General features: G+C 43.1%; 26 protein-coding genes. 3 read left to right on the top strand and 23 right to left on the bottom strand.

Features of this window, described 5'->3' with window-relative positions; all coding sequences use genetic code 11:
* Positions 1-20: 20 nt before the first annotated feature.
* Complete coding sequence (locus ABM313_RS09880) at positions 21-605, top strand: Uma2 family endonuclease (protein ID WP_434688432.1); 585 nt, start codon at positions 21-23, stop codon at positions 603-605.
* On the opposite strand, the gene ABM313_RS09875 is transcribed toward ABM313_RS09880, so the two are convergent.
* Together ABM313_RS09875 and ABM313_RS09870 are read right to left on the bottom strand one after the other, a co-directional pair.
* Positions 606-1331 carry a Uma2 family endonuclease gene (locus tag ABM313_RS09875; RefSeq protein ID WP_434687650.1) on the bottom strand — a complete coding sequence of 242 codons (726 nt, stop codon included), beginning with the start codon at positions 1329-1331 and terminating at the stop codon, positions 606-608. It abuts the gene before it with no gap.
* A gap of 95 nt (positions 1332-1426) precedes the next feature.
* Positions 1427-2650 (bottom strand): chromate transporter, encoded by a 1224-nt coding sequence (locus ABM313_RS09870; protein WP_434687648.1) that lies wholly within the window; start codon positions 2648-2650, stop codon positions 1427-1429.
* A 166-nt stretch (positions 2651-2816) separates the two neighbouring features.
* On the opposite strand from ABM313_RS09870, the gene ABM313_RS09865 reads away from it, so the two are divergent.
* Positions 2817-3392 (top strand): gamma-glutamylcyclotransferase, encoded by a 576-nt coding sequence (locus ABM313_RS09865; RefSeq protein WP_434687647.1) that lies wholly within the window; start codon positions 2817-2819, stop codon positions 3390-3392.
* A 94-nt stretch (positions 3393-3486) separates the two neighbouring features.
* On the opposite strand, the gene infA is transcribed toward ABM313_RS09865, so the two are convergent.
* The 21 genes from infA to rplC all read right to left on the bottom strand — a co-directional run bounded on the left by infA (position 3487) and on the right by rplC (position 14984).
* Positions 3487-3726, bottom strand: coding sequence for a translation initiation factor IF-1 (infA, locus tag ABM313_RS09860; protein ID WP_094530993.1), 240 nt, complete (start codon positions 3724-3726; stop codon positions 3487-3489).
* Between the two features lie 81 nt (positions 3727-3807).
* Positions 3808-4365 (bottom strand): adenylate kinase, encoded by a 558-nt coding sequence (locus ABM313_RS09855; protein WP_434687645.1) that lies wholly within the window; start codon positions 4363-4365, stop codon positions 3808-3810.
* Complete coding sequence (gene secY / locus ABM313_RS09850; protein ID WP_434687643.1) at positions 4365-5705, bottom strand: preprotein translocase subunit SecY; 1341 nt, start codon at positions 5703-5705, stop codon at positions 4365-4367. Before secY ends, ABM313_RS09855 begins: the two co-directional genes overlap by 1 nt.
* A gap of 251 nt (positions 5706-5956) precedes the next feature.
* Entirely contained in the window at positions 5957-6400 is a 444-nt protein-coding gene (gene rplO, locus ABM313_RS09845; RefSeq protein WP_434687641.1) for a 50S ribosomal protein L15, read from the bottom strand.
* A gap of 51 nt (positions 6401-6451) precedes the next feature.
* The gene (rpsE, locus tag ABM313_RS09840) at positions 6452-7066 is read right to left on the bottom strand and encodes a 30S ribosomal protein S5 (RefSeq protein ID WP_190579360.1); all 615 of its coding nucleotides are present in this window, start codon (positions 7064-7066) and stop codon (positions 6452-6454) included.
* Positions 7067-7101: 35 nt separating this feature from the next.
* A complete protein-coding gene (gene rplR / locus ABM313_RS09835) occupies positions 7102-7464 on the bottom strand; it encodes a 50S ribosomal protein L18 (RefSeq protein WP_434687639.1) in 363 nt (120 codons plus the stop codon).
* A gap of 93 nt (positions 7465-7557) precedes the next feature.
* A complete protein-coding gene (gene rplF, locus ABM313_RS09830) occupies positions 7558-8121 on the bottom strand; it encodes a 50S ribosomal protein L6 (protein ID WP_434687637.1) in 564 nt (187 codons plus the stop codon).
* Positions 8122-8193: 72 nt separating this feature from the next.
* Entirely contained in the window at positions 8194-8595 is a 402-nt protein-coding gene (rpsH, locus tag ABM313_RS09825) for a 30S ribosomal protein S8 (protein WP_094530978.1), read from the bottom strand.
* A gap of 23 nt (positions 8596-8618) precedes the next feature.
* A complete protein-coding gene (rplE, locus tag ABM313_RS09820) occupies positions 8619-9164 on the bottom strand; it encodes a 50S ribosomal protein L5 (protein WP_190579364.1) in 546 nt (181 codons plus the stop codon).
* 48 nt (positions 9165-9212) lie between these two features.
* Positions 9213-9596 (bottom strand): 50S ribosomal protein L24, encoded by a 384-nt coding sequence (gene rplX, locus ABM313_RS09815; RefSeq protein WP_094530974.1) that lies wholly within the window; start codon positions 9594-9596, stop codon positions 9213-9215.
* A complete protein-coding gene (gene rplN / locus ABM313_RS09810; protein ID WP_009625480.1) occupies positions 9596-9964 on the bottom strand; it encodes a 50S ribosomal protein L14 in 369 nt (122 codons plus the stop codon). The genes rplX and rplN overlap by 1 nt, the downstream gene beginning before the upstream one ends.
* 3 nt (positions 9965-9967) lie before the next feature.
* Positions 9968-10219 carry a 30S ribosomal protein S17 gene (gene rpsQ, locus ABM313_RS09805; protein WP_094530969.1) on the bottom strand — a complete coding sequence of 84 codons (252 nt, stop codon included), beginning with the start codon at positions 10217-10219 and terminating at the stop codon, positions 9968-9970.
* 33 nt (positions 10220-10252) lie between these two features.
* On the bottom strand, positions 10253-10456 hold the full coding sequence (gene rpmC / locus ABM313_RS09800) for a 50S ribosomal protein L29 (RefSeq protein WP_094530967.1): 204 nt from the start codon (positions 10454-10456) through the stop codon (positions 10253-10255).
* 4 nt (positions 10457-10460) lie between these two features.
* Positions 10461-10874 carry a 50S ribosomal protein L16 gene (gene rplP / locus ABM313_RS09795; protein WP_094530965.1) on the bottom strand — a complete coding sequence of 138 codons (414 nt, stop codon included), beginning with the start codon at positions 10872-10874 and terminating at the stop codon, positions 10461-10463.
* Positions 10875-10901: 27 nt separating this feature from the next.
* Positions 10902-11648, bottom strand: coding sequence for a 30S ribosomal protein S3 (rpsC, locus tag ABM313_RS09790; protein WP_094530963.1), 747 nt, complete (start codon positions 11646-11648; stop codon positions 10902-10904).
* Positions 11649-11650: 2 nt separating this feature from the next.
* A complete protein-coding gene (rplV, locus tag ABM313_RS09785) occupies positions 11651-12007 on the bottom strand; it encodes a 50S ribosomal protein L22 (protein WP_009625485.1) in 357 nt (118 codons plus the stop codon).
* Between the two features lie 18 nt (positions 12008-12025).
* Positions 12026-12304, bottom strand: coding sequence for a 30S ribosomal protein S19 (rpsS, locus tag ABM313_RS09780; protein ID WP_094530961.1), 279 nt, complete (start codon positions 12302-12304; stop codon positions 12026-12028).
* Positions 12305-12367: 63 nt separating this feature from the next.
* Positions 12368-13234, bottom strand: coding sequence for a 50S ribosomal protein L2 (gene rplB / locus ABM313_RS09775; protein ID WP_434687632.1), 867 nt, complete (start codon positions 13232-13234; stop codon positions 12368-12370).
* A gap of 52 nt (positions 13235-13286) precedes the next feature.
* Complete coding sequence (locus tag ABM313_RS09770; protein WP_434687631.1) at positions 13287-13601, bottom strand: 50S ribosomal protein L23; 315 nt, start codon at positions 13599-13601, stop codon at positions 13287-13289.
* A 28-nt stretch (positions 13602-13629) separates the two neighbouring features.
* Entirely contained in the window at positions 13630-14301 is a 672-nt protein-coding gene (rplD, locus tag ABM313_RS09765) for a 50S ribosomal protein L4 (RefSeq protein WP_434687629.1), read from the bottom strand.
* Positions 14302-14342: 41 nt separating this feature from the next.
* Positions 14343-14984 (bottom strand): 50S ribosomal protein L3, encoded by a 642-nt coding sequence (rplC, locus tag ABM313_RS09760; protein ID WP_434687627.1) that lies wholly within the window; start codon positions 14982-14984, stop codon positions 14343-14345.
* Positions 14985-15769: 785 nt separating this feature from the next.
* On the opposite strand from rplC, the gene ABM313_RS09755 reads away from it, so the two are divergent.
* Positions 15770-18529: a response regulator gene (locus ABM313_RS09755; protein WP_434687626.1), complete on the top strand. Its 2760-nt coding sequence runs from the start codon at positions 15770-15772 to the stop codon at positions 18527-18529.
* Positions 18530-18535 lie beyond the last annotated feature (6 nt).

Genomic DNA, 18535 nt, shown 5'->3' with positions numbered 1-18535 from the left:
AATCTGTGGACTTAAATCTAATGACTCAAGCGATCGCTAATCTAGGATTCTCTACCTCTCAAGCTTTGACAGATCAAGAGTTTATGTCATTGCCTGAAAATGACAACCTTTATGAATATGTGGATGGAGAGTTAATTGTTGCGGCAAATTCAGGTGTAGAGCATGGCTACCTAGCGCTGACGCTCGGATATTTTTTGACGGGCTTTGTGCGTACTCATAAGCTTGGTGTGACTTGCGACTCTAGTACTGCTTTTAAGATGAAAACTGGCAACAAGCGATCGCCTGATCTTGCATTTATTGCTAAAGAACGTTTGCAAGGACTAAAGCTATTACCGAAAGGATTTTTTGATGGCGCTCCTGACTTAGCTGTAGAAATCATTTCACCCAATAATACTTTTGAGGAAATCCATAACAAGTTAGTAGAGTATTTTGAGAATGGAACTCGCTTGGTATGGGTTATTTTGCCAGATGAAGAATGTGTATTGGTTTACCATAAACCTAAACCATCAAAGCTTTTGCAGTTAGAAGACAACCTTGATGGAGAAGATGTTATTCCTAATTTTAGTCTTCCCTTATCAGAACTATTTCAAGAATTATCCTTTTAATCAAGTCAAAGTATCGGGATCAACTCCAAGTTCACGTAACTTCGCCGCTAATATTTCTGCTCTTTGTCTTTCTTGCTCTACCTGTTCAGCACTCCATAATAATAACTTGCCAGATTGATCATACCAACGTAACCAATTCATCGACTGTCCTAGCCTTTTCCCTGCCCAAATACCTAGAAATAGCTCTAATTCTGGAATCCATATTTGTCCTTGAGTATTAGCTTCTTGAAGCACATAACGACTATTCTGTAGACAGCGAACCTCTAAACTTGGTACAGCAGGATCGTAAATAACATAGGTTGGTACTTGCAAAATCCTTTCGTAGAAATAAAGCTTGCCATAGGGAGGAGTTGCTCTGATCGAAAGTTCACCACCTTCTGTTTCTGATAGAAACTCCATCACGATCGCTACAGGTTCACCTTCTAGATTAGGGGTATAACTGCGCCGAGTAAATTCTTCACTAATGGGATAGACCTTAGGTGCATAGAACCAATCAGGAGCTTTGACGATCGTGCGAGAGTTGACTGAGGCAACTAGACCAAAGTTAGAACCAATCAGCATTTCAGACTGAATCAGTCCTGCGGCTCCTAACGCATCGGTCAGAGCCGCCGCCAAGATCGGTTGTTGAATATTTTCCACGGGATCATCAGGTAGTACAAAGTCGGTAGGTAAAGCTTCCCAAGTAATGTTTGGCTCGATTTTAGTGGGTGAGACTTGGAGAACCATAAAAGTAACCTCAACCGCAAAATTTAAGTGATTCGCTGTGTTTAGTATAACGGTTCGTCATTTAATCAATAACTACCTGCGCGAAGCGCAGGTAGTTATTGATTAAATTTAAGCAGCCAACCGATCGCACCTCCTGCAAGTATTAACCAAGCTGAATTAACTTTAGGAAATTTAAGGAGAATTGTCAGACTAGCGATCGCTACAGCTATTGTCCAGATATCAATCAAAGTACCGCGACCTAACTCCCAAGCTACAGCCGCCATCAGTCCAATGGAAGCAGCATTAACTCCATCCAGAAACCCTGCTGTCCAAGACGATTTGCGTAATTTGGAGACAAAGGGATTAATTGCAGGAACTAAAATAAAAGCTGGTAAAAAGATGCCAAGCGTGGCAGCGATCGCACCCAAATTTCCCGCTAGGATGTAGCCGATAAATGTTGCTGTAGTTAATACAGGACCTGGGGTAAACTGCCCAATCGCCACCGCATCTAATAACTGTTGCGAAGTCAACCAATGATTGCGATCGACAAATTCCTGTTGTACAAAGGCTAATAGTACATAGCCACTACCATAGAGTACTGAACCAATTTTTAGAAAGCTTAAGAATACAGCCGTCCAAGGTCTAAGCATGATTTCAGTAGTAACGGCGCTTAAAGGTAAAGGGAAAAAGGAAAAAGGAAAAAGAACGCTAGAGAGAGATTTAGGATTTTTGAGGAAGTTAAGGTTACGAACTAGGGTTACAGCAATACCTGCTCCGATCATCAGGACAATTTCATTAACTCTGAGAAAATATAAAGCCAATACCAAAATTCCTGCGCTCCAAGCCGCAGCATTTTTTAGCCCCGATCGTCCTAACTTCCATAATGCTTGAGTAACAATCGCGATAATTACGGGCTTAACTCCATATAGCAGCCATCCAACCGTAGGAATAGTTTGGTACTGGACATAAACAATTGCTAATCCCCATACCAATAACATCGCAGGAATAATAAAACTTGCTCCTGCAACGATCGCCCCTAATATTCCAGCCTGTTCTAATCCCACATGAATTACCAACTCAGTCGAGTTAGGTCCTGGGATCAAGTTACTAATACTCAATAAATCTAGTAATTTCTCGCGACTCAACCATCGACGATTTTGCACTACTTCTAAATCAATTTGGGCAACATGGGCGGCTGGTCCCCCAAAGGCGATCGCACCAAGCTTCGCAAAAACTACTGCTAATTCCCATAATTGTGGCTTTGCCGATAACTGAGTTTCTTGATCTTGAGCATCTAACAAAGATTCTGGTTCTAGATCTTCTTTTGTATATTCGGGCATATTTTTTTGAAATTAGGTGCGACATACTTGATTAGATCAATTAGCAATAGAGTCTTTTTTAACTTAAAAAATTCATCTAATTGTTAACTCTGATGAGCATACACAAAGCCTTATACTTTTGGCAGGTATCCCAGAATACTAAAAAGCTTTTGCCTAACTTACAGATATGGTAGATCCGCTCAAAACACAGCAAATACAAAAGTTGCAGGCTTCAGAAGATCCTAATCTGGAGTTATGTGGTCAGTCAGAACCGATGTTTTATTATTTTGCTTACGGTTCCTGTATGTGTCCTGTGGATTTGAAGCGATCGCTTGGTGAGACAGCCCATCATTATGTTGTTGGTGTAGCGCGTTTAAATGGTTACAAGCTTGGGTTTTATTATCGATCACCTCATCGTGATTGTGGCTGCTTAGATATTGTCAAAGATCCCAATTCTTACGTAGAAGGTGTTTTGTATTGCTTACCGATGCGTCTAAGCGATCAGCTTGACATTCGCGAAGATGTATCGAGAGGTGGCTACCAACATGAACTGATCACAGTTAGCGTTGGTCAAACTGTTTATACAAATGTCAGAACTTATAGCGTCGTTAATAAGCTATCTCGTGAACTCGCTCCTAATGACTGGTATTCCAATGTGGTACTGCGCGGTGCTTCTACCTGTGGATTAACCGAAAAATATTTTTGGCAATTGTTTTATCATATTTACCAATTGCAGTCATATCACAAACGTCAATACGGCTAAAGTCAAAAAAAGGTGATAGTGCTAAGCACTATCACCTTTTTTTCAACAAATAAAAAAGCAACGTATTCAAATACGTTGCTTTTTTATTTGTTGATTATTTCTTGCCGCCGCCTTGATTTTTGAGGCGGTAAGTAATGCGTCCTTTAGTAAGGTCATAGGGCGTTAGTTCCACCTTAACGCGATCGCCTGGTAAAATTTTGATGTAGTTTCGGCGAATTTTACCAGAAATGTGAGCAAGTACATTAAATCCGTTATCGAGTGCAACTCGAAACATAGCGTTAGGAAGAGACTCAGTTACCGTCCCTTCCATTTCAATAGAATCTTCTTTTGACAAACAAACTCTCCCAAATTTAGTATAAGTTCTCTATGTTTATTGTAGATATTGAATTAAGTGGAGCTTAATTCAATATCACCTTTATGCAAAGAATTTTTTGATTGTCTCAGTTACTTCTGGCATCGACGGTGTGCCATCAATTTGTGTGACATGTTTTCCATAAAATTCTAGCAAAGGTCTAGTTTTGGCATTGTACTCTTCCAGCCGATTTTTGATGACTTCTTCCGTATCATCAGCACGCCCTTGATCGATCGCCCTTGCTAGTAGGCGAGCAACTAAAAACTGATCTGGTACATCTAGATTTACAACCGCGTCATAGGGTTGGTTAATCTCCGCTAATAGTGCATCTAGAGCCTCAGCTTGGGCAACTGTGCGTGGAAAGCCATCAAGAATCCAACCAACTTGAGTATCAGGCTGTCTCAAGCGTGACTCAATCACCTCAATTACAACCTCATCAGGTACAAGTCGCCCAGAATCACTAAAAGACTTAACTTTCAGTCCTAGCTCAGTACCTTGCTTAATTTCAGCACGAAAAATATCACCAGGGGCAATTTTTGGCACTTGCCAAGCTTCAGCCAAAATTTCGCCCTGTGTACCTTTACCTGCTCCAGGTGGTCCCATCAGAATTACTCTAGGCATTACTGTTTCACCATGCCTTCATAACGCTGAGAAATCACATAAGTTTGGATTTGCTTCGAGGTTTCGATCGCCACACCGACCAAAATCAGTAAAGAAGTTGCGCCAATGCCACTAAAGGTCGATACACCAGTAGCTTTTTCCAACGCGCTAGGAATAATCGCAATGCCGCACAAGAAAATTGAACCAAGTAAAGTTAAGCGGTTCAAAATACGGCTGATGTAATCCGAAGTTGCTGTTCCAGGACGCACTGTAGGAATACTACTACCCATCTTCTTGAGGTTCTGCGACAACTCCACAGGATTCAGAACTAGTGTTGAGTAAAAGAAGCTAAATCCCAGAATTAGCAACATATACACAGGAATGTGACCAGCGCCACTAGGAGAAATCCAAGTAGCGATCGCCACAAACACTTCATTATTAATACTTTGACTCAAGTAGGCTGGCAAAATCATCACCGATGAGGCAAAAATGATCGGCATAACGCCGCCTTGATTTAAACGCAAAGGCAAATAAGAAGCTTGTTCGCGATAGAGCTTACGTCCCACTTGTCGGCGTGCTGAAATAATGGGAATCCGCCTTGTTCCTTCCTGAACAAACACAATGCCAATGATCATGACCAAAAAGATAAACAGCAGCAAGATTACGCCACCAACTCGTGAGCTATCTTTCTGAGCAAGGGCGATCGTATCTCCCAAAGAAGATGGCAAATTAGCCACAATACTAATAAAAATTAGTAAAGATGCACCATTTCCAACGCCTTTTTCAGTAATCAGTTCACCTGCCCACATCACAAACATCGAGCCAGCCGCCAAGGCTACCGTAGTCTGAAAGATAAAGCTGGACAAAATCACGCGACCGTCACCAACTGTGATCCAATTGGATGTGGCTTCGGAAAGCACGCCAGAGTTCTGTACCCAAACCCCGAGACCCCAACTTTGGATGACACCCCAAACAAAGGCAACATAACGTGTGTATTGGGAAATTTTCCTGCGACCAGCTTCACCTTCATTCTTTTGAAGATTTTCTAAACTTGGGAGAGCAGAAGTCATCAATTGCATGATGATCGAGGCGTTGATAAATGGCAGAATACCAAGGGCAAAAATACCTAGTAGTGATAAGCCACCGCCAGAAAAAATATCTAAGAAATTAACTACGGCATTATTTCTGACAATTTCCGTAAATCGGAGACGGTCAACCCCTGGTAACGGTAAATAGATTCCAAGTCTAACTAATATCAAAACACCGACAGTAACCAACAAACGACCTCTTAACCCTGCGGCTTGAGCCATTTGCATAAAAGTTTCTTGTGCAGTCGGATTTTTTCCTTTACTGACAACCATAACTAAACTTACCTCAAAGCATCTAGTAGGTTAAGGACAGACTGCGTATGGCACATCTGTTCCTAAAGATTATTTAAATATTGTAGTTGTATCAAGAATATGGCAACTCGCGATCGCCTTATCTCAATTCACAAAAAGGCTTATCCTTTTTTGTGCTTTTACAATTCTTACTGAGTTGAATTTGGTATTAAAACAACAAAAGAGAATATGTGGCGAAACGCTTAGCGCTCCGCCACATATTCTCTTTATGACTAGGCAACTTCTACAGTGCCGCCAGCAGCTTCGATTTTTGCCTTGGCAGATGCAGTAATCGAATGAGCGCGAACTGTAAGTGCTACGCTCACATCACCTCTACCCAAGACGCGCAATACACCGTCATTTTGAGTAATAATACCTGCGTCCATTAAGGACTCAAGAGTTACTACTGTACCTTTAGGTAATCCGCTTAATTGGTCGAGATTAACAATTGTGAAATGCTTAGGATTAACAATTGTAAAATGCTTAAGTTTGGGTACTCGTCTATAAAGGGGAATTTGACCACCTTCAAAGCCAGGTCTGGTGGGACGACCTGAACGAGATTTTTGACCACGCATACCGAAACCACCGCTAGCACCTTGCCCTGCGGCAATGCCGCGTCCTAAACGACGCTTGCGATGCTGTGAGCCTTCTTGAGGCTGAAGATCGTCAATTCTCATAGTTTTTCCTTTCTACTTTTGACAATAACGGCGCATAGCACCGTTATTGCATTAATTAAATAGCTGTTCAAGGGTAATACCACGCGCTCTGGCAACTTCGCCAAATGTACGCAGGGTTGAAAGTGCATTAATTGCAGCACGAGCATTATTTAGAGGGCTGCTAGAACCGAGTTGCTTCGCCAAAATATTTTTGACTCCAGCTAGTTCCAATACAGTTCTGACGGCTCCCCCAGCAATTACCCCAGTACCTGGAGATGCAGGACGAATCATCACCTTCGCACCACCACCGATACCATTGGTAGGGTGAGGAATGGAGTTACTCTTGGTCAAAGGTACATCGATCGCGTGCTTTCTAGCATCGGCAACACCTTTCTTGACGGCATTAATAACATCAGCAGCTTTGCCAACGCCAACACCAACTTGTCCTTTCTCATTACCGACCACGACAATCGCACGGAAGCTGAGTTTTTTACCACCTTTAACCACCTTGGTTACACGGCGGATTTGGACAACCCGTTCTTGCCATTCGGATTCTTTTTCAGTACGAGCGCGATCACTTTTCTTGCTATCGCGCTTGCCTTTGCGTTTTTCATCGCGGTTATCGCCACTGTCGCCGCTGCCACTGTCGCGACCACCACCTGGTCTTGATTCTCTATTCTTAGCCATATTTGTTTCTATCTACTGATTCACTGCTGGATGATTTAGAAATCGAGACCTGCTTCGCGGGCAGCTTCAGCGAGAGCTTGGACTCTTCCATGATAGAGGTTACCACCACGGTCGAATACAACCTTGGTAATTCCCTGTGCGATCGCCCTTTCAGCAATCAACGCACCAACCTTAGCTGAAGCTTCAGAATTGGCAGTAGTGCTAAGGCTAGCACGAACATCGGATTCGAGGGTCGATGCAGCAACGAGAGTATGTTGTGCTACATCATCAATCACTTGCGCCACGATGTGATTGTTAGAGCGATAAATTGCCAAGCGAGGACGTTCGGGTGTGCCTGACATACCTTTGCGAATTCGCTTATGGCGGCTTATGGTTGCTTGTCTACGACTGACACTCATATTTGTTCGTAACCTATCGATTCTGTATCGATTCTATATAAAATGAAAATTAAATAAAGAAGCCGAAATATCCTAGATCTAAAAATCCTAGTTTTACTTCTTACCAGTCTTACCAGCCTTACGTCTGACGAATTCACCGAGGTAACGAATACCCTTGCCTTTGTACACTTCAGGTGGACGTACAGCGCGGATTTTCGCAGCTAAGTTTCCGACGATTTCTTTGTCAATTCCTTCTACAACAATGAATGTGCCTTGAGGAACCTTCTTACCAGAAGCATCTTCAACTCCCAGAGATATGCCCGCAGGAGGAATGATATCAACTGTATGGCTATAGCCGACGGTAAGAACAATATTGCTGCCGTTCAAGTTAGCCCGATAACCAACACCTTGAATTTCTAACTTACGCTGAAAGCCAGTGGACACACCTTCGACCATGTTAGCGACGAGGGTGCGGAAAAGACCGTGTTGTTGCCTTGCGGGACGAGATTCGTTGGCGCGATTGACAACTAAGTTGTTTTCTTCTTGAAGAACTTCCACAGTAGGTGGCAACACGCGCTTGAGTTCGCCTTTAGGTCCTTTGACGGTTACCTCTTGCCCTACGATCGAAACCGCAACTTTGGGGGGAAGAGGAATGGGACGTTTTCCAATACGAGACATGTCTGTTTTCCGTTGCTTGTAATGTTGTTTGCTGAGTTAACAGCCTGAATTACCAGATCTTCACGATCTGAATTACCAGATATAGCAAAGGACTTCACCGCCGACTCCCTGTTTACGGGCTTCGCGATCGGTCATGATCCCTTTAGAGGTGGAGATGATCGCAATACCGATCCCACCCAATACACGGGGTAATTCTTTGGAGTTTGAGTAAACTCGTAAACCTGGTTTACTAACGCGCTTGAGGCGCTTAATAATCGATTGACGATTTTTGCCTTCATACTTGAGAGCGACGACCAAGGCACGGTCGATACTTTCGCCTGTTTCTTCAAAATCTGCGATAAAACCTTCTTGTTTCATCACTCGGGCAATGCTCAACGTCATTCTTGTGGCAGGAATGGAAGTTGTCTGGTGCTTTGCAAGTGTTGCATTGCGAATGCGGGTAAGCATGTCCGAGATGGTGTCGTTGGTAGCCATCCTTATCTCCTAATTCGATCTACTTATGATTCTCTAAAGGGCATACCAACTGCTTTCAGGAGCGCACGTCCTTCTTCGTCCGTGTTAGCAGTGGTAATGATGGAAATATCAAGCCCCCGAATTTGCTCAATACTGTCGTAGCTGATTTCGGGGAAGATAAGTTGCTCGCGGACACCGAGGGTATAGTTACCACGTCCATCAAAGCTCTTGGGGCTAACACCGCGAAAGTCACGGATGCGAGGCAATGAGAAGTTGATTAGACGATCCAAAAAGTTATTCATCTTGTCGCGGCGGAGGGTGACCATCATGCCGACGGGCATTCCTTGACGCAATTTGAAACCAGCGATCGCTTTTTTAGCTCTAGTTACCACGGGCTTTTGACCTGCGATCGTGGCAATTTCGGTTAAAGAAGCTTCTAGAGATTTTGCATTTTGTGCAGCTTCACCTAGACCGCGATTGATCACCACCTTTTCAAATCTGGGAACTTGATGAATATTGGTGTACTTAAACTGTTCCATCAATTTAGGAACAGCTTGTTTGGCATAGACTTCGGCAAACGGTGTTAGCATTTTATCTTCCTCGATGATTTTTCCTGGGCTTGGTCAGGTTGTATAGAATTATTTCTTCTCAGTCTTAACGGAATCAACGATTTCGCCAGTCTTTTTCAACATTCTCACTTTCTTGCCATCATCAGTGAAGGTGTAGCAAGAACGACTAGCGGTCTTTTCCTTTTCGGAATATAACAACACTTTAGAACTGTGGATCGGGAACTCGCGAGTAATGATTTGTCCAGACTCGCCATCAGCCTGAGGCTTGACATGCTTAGTCTTAACATTCACACCTTCAACGATGATGGTGCTGTCTTTAGGGAAAACCTGTAGCACCTTCGCCACAGTTCCCTTAGAGCTTCCTGAAATTACTTGAACCACATCATCTTTTTTAACGTGAATCTTAAAAGACTTGCGGTTGCCGCGATAGGCAGGTTTTGACTTGAATGACATTACAGTACCTCTGGCGCTAGGGAGATAATTTTAGTGAAATTTTTATCCCGCAATTCACGCGCAACTGGACCAAATACGCGGGTTCCTTTGGGGTTGCCGTCTTGGTTAATGATTACAGCGGCATTGTCGTCAAAGCGAATTCTCATACCGCTTTCACGGTTAATCGATGCTTTGGTACGAACAATCACGGCGCGAACAACATCAGATTTTTTGACTGGCATATTGGGCGCAGCGTCTTTAACAGTAGCGATGATTACATCACCAACTCCGCCAAAGGCGCGATTACCACCAGCTAGGACGCGAATACATAGCAGCTTTTTAGCTCCGCTATTATCCGCAACGTTTAAATAAGACTCTTGTTGAATCATGACTTATGCTTCCGAGCTAGATGAGAGAATCTCTACAACTTCCCATCGCTTTGTACGGCTGAGGGGACGGGTTTCCCGAATTTTGACGCGATCGCCTTCACGGGTTTTGTCTTCTTCATCGTGGGCTTTAAACTTGGTCGTTTTGACCACGATTTTTCCATATTTTGGGTGAGAGGTACGATTTTCAACCGCAACCACCACCGTTTTTTGCATTTTGTCGCTGACGACAACGCCAACTTTTTCTTTAACTGCCATTGCTAAAATTCCTATGTTTTGTAAATAGCTTTCTTAAGCTCTGGACTGACGTTCGCGTTCGACGGTCATCAGCTGAGACAAACGATGCTTAGCATGTTGGAACTGATGTGGCTGGACAGGTTGTCTAGTAGCCTGCTTAAAGCGTAGATCAAATAGCTCTTTCTTGACGGTCAAGATCTGAGCTTGCAACTCATCATCAGATAGTTCTCTGGTTTCTTGGACTTTTGGGAGTGCCATATCTTTACTCCTTCTCACGGATAACGAATCTGGTTTTGATCGGCATTTTAGCTGCGGCAAGACGAATAGCTTCTCTTGCAGTTTCTTCGGCTACACCAGCAACCTCAAACATGATGCGACCGGGCTTAACCACTGATACCCAAAACTCGGGAGCACCTTTACCAGAACCCATACGGGTTTCAGCAGGACGCATAGTTACGGGCTTGTCTGGGAAAATGCGAATCCAAATCTTGCCACCGCGACGAATGTAGCGGTTCATGGCACGACGGGCTGCTTCGATTTGACGAGCGGTAATCCAAGAAGGCTCTAGAGCCTGCATGGCATAATCACCAAAGTTGATTTCAGTTCCTCTGGTAGCAGGACCCGCCATCCGACCGCGTTGCTGCTTACGAAATTTTGTACGTTTAGGACTTAACATGGTTCAAAACTAAAGGGTGACAGAAATTTATCCTTCAGCGCTAGAACGATCCTCAAACTGAGGACGACGTTGCTGACGACGACGGGGTTGAGCGGCTGGAGCAGGGGCTTCTTCTCCTTGAATGATTTCGCCTTTAAAGATCCAGACTTTAATGCCAATGACACCATAAATAGTTCTGGAAGTTTTGTAGCTGTAGTCGATATCAGCACGTAACGTGTGCAGAGGAACACGACCTTCACGAACCCATTCAGTTCTCGCAATTTCAGCACCGTTAAGACGACCACTGATTTGCACCTTGATACCTTCAATGCCTGCACGTTGCGCTCTTTGAATAGCTTGACGAACAACACGGCGGAAGGACACACGACGTTCGATTTGCTGTGCGATGTATTCAGCGATAAGAGGCGCTTCGGCATCAACTCTGGTTACTTCGGTGACGTTAATCCGAACTTGGCTAGTACCTGTCTTTTTCAGAGAGCCGTCTTGTTCGAGATACTTAACTAGTCCGACACGCAATTGCTCGATACCAGCTCCACCACGACCGACAACAACGCCTGGACGAGCAGTGCGAATTTCGAGGTCAACTTGATCGGCTTTGCGATCGATCAAGATTTCTGCGATACCAGCATTACTCAAAGTTTTTTCAATAAACTTACGGATTTTGCTGTCTTCTTCAGCCAAGACACCGTAGCGATTGACATCAGCGTACCAACGGGAAAGATGGGACTTGGTGATGCCGAGGCGTAACCCTGTTGGGTGAATCTTCTGACCCATACCTATTCTTCCTCCGATGGTTTGACGGTGATCGTAATGTGGCACGTTGGCTTACGGATTTGGTAAGCACGACCTTGAGCGCGGGGACGGAAGCGCTTGAGGCTAGGTCCCATATCGGCAAAGGCTTGGTTAACTACTAGGGATGCAGGATCAAGTCCTGCGTTATGCTCAGCATTAGCAACTGCCGAACGCAATACTTTGGTAATTGGTTCGCAGGAGCGATAGGGCATGAACTCAAGAATCATCAATGCTTCGCGGTAGCTACGACCACGGATTTGGTCGAGTACTCGGCGCACTTTATGGGGTGACATCCGAATATATTTGGCTACGGCAGGGATTTCGTTTTGGGCGAGGATCATTTTTAACTACCTGTCTACCTATCTCTTGGCCTTTTTGTCGCTCTTGGCATGACCGCGGAAGGTGCGAGTAGGGGCAAACTCACCGAGTTTGTGTCCTACCATTTGCTCCGTGACATATACAGGAACGTGCTGTTTTCCGTTGTGACAAGCAATGGTATGCCCGATCATTTGAGGAAGAATGGTGGAAGCGCGTGACCATGTTTTGATAACTTGCTTTTCGCCTTTGGCGTTGAGCTTTTCAATTTTGGTCATTAGGTGATCAGCAACAAAAGGACCTTTTTTTAGCGATCGCGTCATAGTTTGTACTCTCTAAATAAGTCTTTGCGCTTGGCGACTGCAAAGTAGTCGCTAAGCAAAAAATTAAGCGTTACGTCCGCCCTTACCGCGCTTCGAGGACTTGCGGCGACGACGAACAATCAAAGCGTCACTGAGTTTGCCTTTCTTGCGAGTCTTGTAGCCCAAGGTTGGTTTACCCCAAGGAGTAACAGGTCCGCTGCGACCGATAGGGGCGCAACCTTCTCCACCACCATGGGGGTGATCAACTGGGTTCATGACCATACCACGGACTTTAGGACGACGGTTGAGCCAACGGCTGCGTCCTGCTTTACCAAGACTGGTATTGCTGTGATCGAGGTTGCCTACTTGTCCGATGGTTGCGAAGCAATCCTTACGAATCAAACGAACTTCACTAGAAGGAAGCTTGAGGGTAACAAAATCGCCTTCTTTAGCGGCAATTTGAGCGCCAGCACCAGCTGAGCGCACTATTTGCCCACCTTTACCAGGGACGAGTTCCACATTGTGAACAATCGTACCAAGAGGGATGTTTACCAATGGCATCGCGTTACCGATTTCAAAAGGTACATTGTTTGTACCTGCTTGAACCTTGTTACCAACAGCGATTCCCTTAGGAGCAAGGATGTATCTCTTTTCGCCATCTTCGTATTGCAGTAGAGCAATCCGAGAGGTGCGGTTGGGATCGTACTCGATCGCAATGACTTCAGCGATGATATCGCGTTTGTTACGTTTGAAATCGATAATCCGATAGAGTCGCTTGTGACCACCGCCACGTCTACGGCTGGTGATGACACCGCGATTATTGCGTCCTCTTTTACGATGGACATGGCTAGTTAAAGACTTTTCGGGTTCTGACTTGGTGATTTCCGAGAAGTCTGAGACAACAGTTTGTCTAGTACTAGCGGTATAAGGTTTGTATGCACGAACGCCCATAATTATCTGATGTTGTTAAAGGAACAGTTCTCTGGTTTTTTTAAGCTAGTGCTTATACATCTGGGAACAAATCGATTTTGCTGCCTTCAGCAAGGGTGACGATTGCTCTTTTGATTTGAGCGCGTTTGCCTGCAAACTTACCAATCCGACGCGCTGCTGCGGGTGGATTATGGGTATTTACTTTCTTAACTTTGACTGAGAAAAGGCTCTCGATCGCAGCTTTGATTTCAGGCTTGGTGGCATCGTGGAAAACATCAAAGGTATATTTGTTGTCTTCTAATTGTCGGGTTGCCTTTTCATTGAGCAGAGGGCGACGAATGATGTCGGGCAAGCGACGGGGATCGAATTCGTTAGGGATCTTAGCCATGGTGTTTCTTTCTTCTACTTAGATTCCGTTATTCTGCATCTTCGACCGTAACGATCTCTGTTGCTAACTTTGCATCGCCACCGTACACCTCATGAATTCTGGCGATCGCTGAGCGAGTTGCCACAATCTTTTCAGAGTTCAGAATGTCGAACATGTTGAGCTGATCAGCCGCAAGCAATTGTAGATTCTGAATATTACGTGCAGAAAGAACAATGTTTTCATCTTTGCGATCGGTGATAATCAGCGTCTTTTTGCCAACAGTCACACCCCAACGCTCAAGAGCTTGACATAATTCTTTAGTCTTAGGCTGAGCAAGGTTTACGGCAAAATCTTCAACGATAATCAAATCTGCGGTACGACCGATAAATGCGGTACGAAGGGCAAGACGACGTTCCTTACGATTCATCTTGGTTTCGTAATCTCTAGGCTTAGGTCCAAAAATTGCACCACCACCACGGGTCAATGGAGATCTGGTCGAACCTGCGCGGGCGCGACCTGTACCCTTTTGTCTAAAAGGCTTGCGACCACCACCACGGACTTCAGCACGAGTTTTGCTGCTGGCTGTGCCTTGACGGGCATTGGCTAGTTGTCTGACAAGGGCGCGATGAACTAAACCTTTTGCACTTGCTTCTTTCGCAACCCGCAACTCAAGGTTTATTTCACCAACCTCATTCCCTGTCCAATCTATTACTGTAGGCATAACTTATATTCTCTCGATATCACGAACAAACTACTTAGTCCTTATTTAGCCTTGCCGATAATTACGGTAGGAATAACGTTAAGCAATGCGCCAGGCTTACCAGGGACTGCTCCTTTAATTAGCAACACATTGTTCGCTGCATCGACTTTGACTATAGTTAGCTTCTTCACGGTGATTTGCTTACCGCCAAGACGACCAGCCATACGCTTACCAGGATAAACACGCCCTGGAGTGGTACCTGCTCCAGTCGAACCAGGTTGTCTGTGGTTCTTAGAACCATGAGCCATCGGACCGCGACCAAAGTTGTGGCGCTTTTGATAACCAGCGAAACCTTTACCAATGCTAGTTCCAATCACATCAACGATGTCGCCATCCTTGAATTGACTTACATCTAGAGTCTGACCGATAGTGAAATCACTAATGTTGTCGAGACGATATTCACGGAGGTGTTTTACAGGCTCAGCACCTGACACTTTCAAATGTCCTAACTCTGGTTTGCTGAGGAGTTTTTCACGAGTCTTACCGTAACCAACTTGAATAGCTTTGTAGCCTTCTTTGGTTTCAGTCTTAACTTGGGTAATTGTACAAGGACCAGCAAGAACGACTGTTACAGGAACAGCGTTGCCATCCGAATCGAATACTTGGGTCATCCCAAGTTTTGTGCCGAGAATTCCGACAGTCATTAAAATTAGCTCCGCTTGCTTGACTTTCAAATTTTCGCGCAGATATATTCTGCCGATTTTTGACAGGCTCAAAAGAGATCGGTTTCGATCTTAGTAAGAAGTATGAGTTTTGAAGGCTGTTTAATGGACTTCGAGACGACTTACAGAAGATGTCTAGCCTAACTACTAGACGTGAGAAACACAATCTCTTGGGTTGGTTGCTATAGGTTAAAGACTTTTTAGTTTCTTTAGTTCACTATACCAATGCATGACTCAGACTTAAGGAGGTAAGCTCTTGACTTATTCTTCTCAGTTTCTGTTTTTAGTCACGATTAACAATCATAACTCTATATGACATATTTTGTCTATGAATTTTAGAAAAAAATTAAAAAACTAGCAAAATCATTGTCCCAATTCAAAATCCACTTATGTAACCTGAGTATGCAAAAGGCTATATCGAACTCACCTCTACTCTCTTTCCAGTCAAGAAATAGCGTTGCGGCGCTTCGTCCAGCAACGCTATTTCTTGGTTTTATATGTCTATTTCTTCGCTGGGAAGGGAGTAGTTACTCACTAAAAAATTATAAGCAGACCTATCGATAGGTCACATGATGCATATTTCAGTAGGTATACACAGGCAATATTTGAGTATATTAATCTATGTCCTATACGTGATGCTTAAACTTAATTGGTTGTCTGGACAGCGTAAGACATTTTTGAGGGGAAGTTAAAAGCATTTGCTCAAAACACCAAGATATTGTTGAGCTTTATTTTATGTGAAATAGGTTAAGCGGCGAGAGTGGAGAATGGAAACAACACAATCGATATTTTCTAAGGCTTCTAAAATTTCTGAATTGGTGAGATACAAAGAGTGCGATCGCGAGCAGATTCACTTACTTGGACATATTCAGCCCCATGGAGTTCTAATTTGCATTGATGAATCAGACTTAAAAATTTTGCAGGTCAGTGAAAATACAGCTAAATTCTTTGGTTTATCTGCTAGTTCTCTAATTAACCAGCCTTTAACGATTCTGTTTCCACAATCTCAAATTGAGAAATTACAGTCATTCCTCTCTCAAGAAGATATAGAAGTATTTAATCCAATTAAACTAACCTTACAAATTAGAAGTAAAAAGCACCATTGCCAAGGCGTAATCCATCGCTCTGAAGGTTTACTGATTCTAGAACTGGAGCGCTTGTCAAAAGATGTTAACTCTAATCTAGAGTTTTACTATTTATCAAAAATTGCTGCGGCTAATATTCGTAGGGCTAAGGATTTTTCTGAAATGGCAAATTTGTTAGTACAGGAAATCCGTAAAATCACCCAATTTGATCGTGTACTCATCTATAAATTTGACTCAGACGGTAACGGTGTAGTAATTGCTGAAAATAAAGCTGAACATTTAGAACCTCTGCTAGGCTTGCATTATCCCTCATCAGATATTCCTGAAATCCCGCGTACCCTTTACTGTAAAAATTGGCTTAGGCTAATTGTCGATGTCAATTATCAACCAGTGCCTATCATTCCTCTTCACAATCCACTTACACAAAGAACCCTTGATTTAAGTTATAGCAATCTAAGAAGTGTCTCTCAATTTCATGTCAAGTACTTACAAAAGATGGGGGTTGCAGCTTCTTTTAGTATTTCATTGGTAGATTCAGGGAAGCTATGGGGATTGGTTGTTTGTCATCACTATACTTCCAAATATATTGACTATGAGAATAGAAAAACCTGTGAATTTCTAGGTCAAATCATGTCTGTAGAAATCGTTAACAAACATGAACACCAACTGAAGAAAGCCCAAGAGAAGATTGCAATGCTTCAGTCTAGGTTAAAGCAAAATATATTAGGCGATCGCCAATCAATCTATACCTTTTCTCAAGATCCTGATAGCTTATTAAGTCTAGTTAATGCTCAAGGAGCAGTTATTTGCCTTGGAGACAATATCTATGAGATTGGGATATGTCCTCCTCGTGATTTTATTGTTGGATTAACTAAATGGATAGAGACTAAATCTCAAGATGTTTTTTATACTACTTGCCTGAGTGAGAGCTATCCAGAGGCTTTGCAGGTTAAAGATCAGGCGAGTGGATTATTATCCATTTCTATTTCTCTCAATTATAGCTCCTATCATATTATTTGGTTTCGGGAAGAAGTTATCCAAACAGTTAACTGGGCTGGTGATCCAAGTAAGTTGTTAGATATAGATGACGACGATGAAGAGCCGTCTCCTCGTAGATCCTTTGAGCTATGGAAGGAAACGGTCAAGGCTAAGTCTTTGCCTTGGACTGTAGTGGAAACAGAAGCTGCTTTGGAGTTGAGAGGTACACTTATACTCGCTGCCCTAGAATTTTCTCAACAGTCTCTCAAATTGGAAGCAGAGAGAGCAAAAGTTGCAAGTCAGGCTAAAAGTAATTTCCTAGCGAGAATGAGTCATGAATTGAGGACTCCTCTTAATGCGATTCTGGGATGTACTCAATTAATGCATCATGATAATTCTTTGACTCAGGCGCTTAGGGAATACGTTAGTATCATTAGTCATAGTAGCGAACATCTGTTGAACTTAATTGATGATGTTTTAGAGATGTCAAAGATTGAAGCAGGAAAGATAGTACTTGAGGAAACTAAGTTTGATTTTTATGTATTTCTAAATAATCTGCAAGAAATGTTGCAAATTAAGGCAAAGGATAAAAATTTACAGTTGATCTTTGCTATACATCCAAATTGTCCTCAATATGTCAAGGCTGATGAAAGAAAAATTCGCCAAATTTTATTAAATCTGCTGGGAAATGCGATCAAGTTTACGAGTAAGGGTTATGTACTCCTTCGTGTTTCTCAGACGAATATAGAAGAAGTTTCCTCAAAAGTTGTTATTCATTTTGAAGTAGAAGATTCTGGTCTAGGGATTGCTCCAGAAGAAATTGACAAGCTGTTTGAAGCGTTTGTCCAGACAACTTCAGGTAGAGCAACGCAAACTGGAACTGGCTTAGGACTAGTAATCAGTCAACAGTTTGCTCATTTTATGGGTAGTCATATTCGTGTAAGTAGTACCTTAAATAAAGGTACAGTTTTTCAGTTTGATATTGCTGTTGAGCAATTACCTTGTGAAGAAGTTGAAACGCATCAGCAAATAGATTCTGAGAAACCTAACGTAGTAATTGCTGAAGAGGAGTTTACACAAGCTGTTCCCAGTTCTTTGCGAATTCTACTGGTTGAAGATAATACCTTTAATCAAATGATTGCTTTGAGGCTTTTAGCAAAACTTGGCTATCAAGCAGATTGCGCTATAAATGGATTAGAGGTTTTGAAAGCATTAGAAAGTAAATCCTACGATCTAATTTTTATGGATTTGCAGATGCCAGAGATGGATGGTTTGGAAACAACTCGCCAAATACGTCTCATTGAGAAAAATATATCGTCACTTAAAAAGATAAAAATCGTAGCGATGACTGCGAATGCAATGGCAGAAGATCGTGAGAACTGTATTCTGGTTGGGATGGACGATTTTATTAGTAAGCCTGTACGAATAGATGATCTGGCTAACGTGCTGAAAAAACTTCAATGATATAGC

Source organism: Pseudanabaena minima str. Chao 2107 (genome assembly GCF_051131155.1).
GTDB classification, from domain to species: Bacteria; Cyanobacteriota; Cyanobacteriia; order Pseudanabaenales; family Pseudanabaenaceae; genus Pseudanabaena; species Pseudanabaena minima.
This window is presented reverse-complemented; position numbering and strand designations above follow the sequence as displayed.

What these genes read in the sequence shown, in the direction of transcription:
- rplX (WP_094530974.1), bottom strand. Translation starts at nt 9,596, where the DNA reads ATGTCATTCAAGTCAAAACCTGCCTATCGCGGCAACCGCAAGTCTTTT.
- rpsE (WP_190579360.1), bottom strand. Translation starts at nt 7,066, where the DNA reads ATGGCTAAGAATAGAGAATCAAGACCAGGTGGTGGTCGCGACAGTGGC.
- ABM313_RS09770 (WP_434687631.1), bottom strand. Translation starts at nt 13,601, where the DNA reads ATGGCTAAGATCCCTAACGAATTCGATCCCCGTCGCTTGCCCGACATC.
- rplE (WP_190579364.1), bottom strand. Translation starts at nt 9,164, where the DNA reads ATGCTAACACCGTTTGCCGAAGTCTATGCCAAACAAGCTGTTCCTAAA.
- ABM313_RS09865 (WP_434687647.1), top strand. Translation starts at nt 2,817, where the DNA reads ATGGTAGATCCGCTCAAAACACAGCAAATACAAAAGTTGCAGGCTTCA.
- ABM313_RS09755 (WP_434687626.1), top strand. Translation starts at nt 15,770, where the DNA reads ATGGAAACAACACAATCGATATTTTCTAAGGCTTCTAAAATTTCTGAA.
- secY (WP_434687643.1), bottom strand. Translation starts at nt 5,705, where the DNA reads ATGGTTGTCAGTAAAGGAAAAAATCCGACTGCACAAGAAACTTTTATG.
- rpsQ (WP_094530969.1), bottom strand. Translation starts at nt 10,219, where the DNA reads ATGGCAGTTAAAGAAAAAGTTGGCGTTGTCGTCAGCGACAAAATGCAA.
- rpsH (WP_094530978.1), bottom strand. Translation starts at nt 8,595, where the DNA reads ATGGCTACCAACGACACCATCTCGGACATGCTTACCCGCATTCGCAAT.
- rplV (WP_009625485.1), bottom strand. Translation starts at nt 12,007, where the DNA reads ATGATCCTCGCCCAAAACGAAATCCCTGCCGTAGCCAAATATATTCGG.
- ABM313_RS09875 (WP_434687650.1), bottom strand. Translation starts at nt 1,331, where the DNA reads ATGGTTCTCCAAGTCTCACCCACTAAAATCGAGCCAAACATTACTTGG.
- rplD (WP_434687629.1), bottom strand. Translation starts at nt 14,301, where the DNA reads ATGCCTACAGTAATAGATTGGACAGGGAATGAGGTTGGTGAAATAAAC.
- rpmC (WP_094530967.1), bottom strand. Translation starts at nt 10,456, where the DNA reads ATGGCACTCCCAAAAGTCCAAGAAACCAGAGAACTATCTGATGATGAG.
- rpsC (WP_094530963.1), bottom strand. Translation starts at nt 11,648, where the DNA reads ATGGGTCAGAAGATTCACCCAACAGGGTTACGCCTCGGCATCACCAAG.
- ABM313_RS09870 (WP_434687648.1), bottom strand. Translation starts at nt 2,650, where the DNA reads ATGCCCGAATATACAAAAGAAGATCTAGAACCAGAATCTTTGTTAGAT.
- ABM313_RS09880 (WP_434688432.1), top strand. Translation starts at nt 21, where the DNA reads ATGACTCAAGCGATCGCTAATCTAGGATTCTCTACCTCTCAAGCTTTG.
- rplB (WP_434687632.1), bottom strand. Translation starts at nt 13,234, where the DNA reads ATGGGCGTTCGTGCATACAAACCTTATACCGCTAGTACTAGACAAACT.
- rplN (WP_009625480.1), bottom strand. Translation starts at nt 9,964, where the DNA reads ATGATTCAACAAGAGTCTTATTTAAACGTTGCGGATAATAGCGGAGCT.
- rplF (WP_434687637.1), bottom strand. Translation starts at nt 8,121, where the DNA reads ATGTCTCGTATTGGAAAACGTCCCATTCCTCTTCCCCCCAAAGTTGCG.
- rplP (WP_094530965.1), bottom strand. Translation starts at nt 10,874, where the DNA reads ATGTTAAGTCCTAAACGTACAAAATTTCGTAAGCAGCAACGCGGTCGG.
- rplO (WP_434687641.1), bottom strand. Translation starts at nt 6,400, where the DNA reads ATGAGAATTGACGATCTTCAGCCTCAAGAAGGCTCACAGCATCGCAAG.
- ABM313_RS09855 (WP_434687645.1), bottom strand. Translation starts at nt 4,365, where the DNA reads ATGCCTAGAGTAATTCTGATGGGACCACCTGGAGCAGGTAAAGGTACA.
- rplC (WP_434687627.1), bottom strand. Translation starts at nt 14,984, where the DNA reads ATGACTGTCGGAATTCTCGGCACAAAACTTGGGATGACCCAAGTATTC.
- rpsS (WP_094530961.1), bottom strand. Translation starts at nt 12,304, where the DNA reads ATGACGCGATCGCTAAAAAAAGGTCCTTTTGTTGCTGATCACCTAATG.
- rplR (WP_434687639.1), bottom strand. Translation starts at nt 7,464, where the DNA reads ATGAGTGTCAGTCGTAGACAAGCAACCATAAGCCGCCATAAGCGAATT.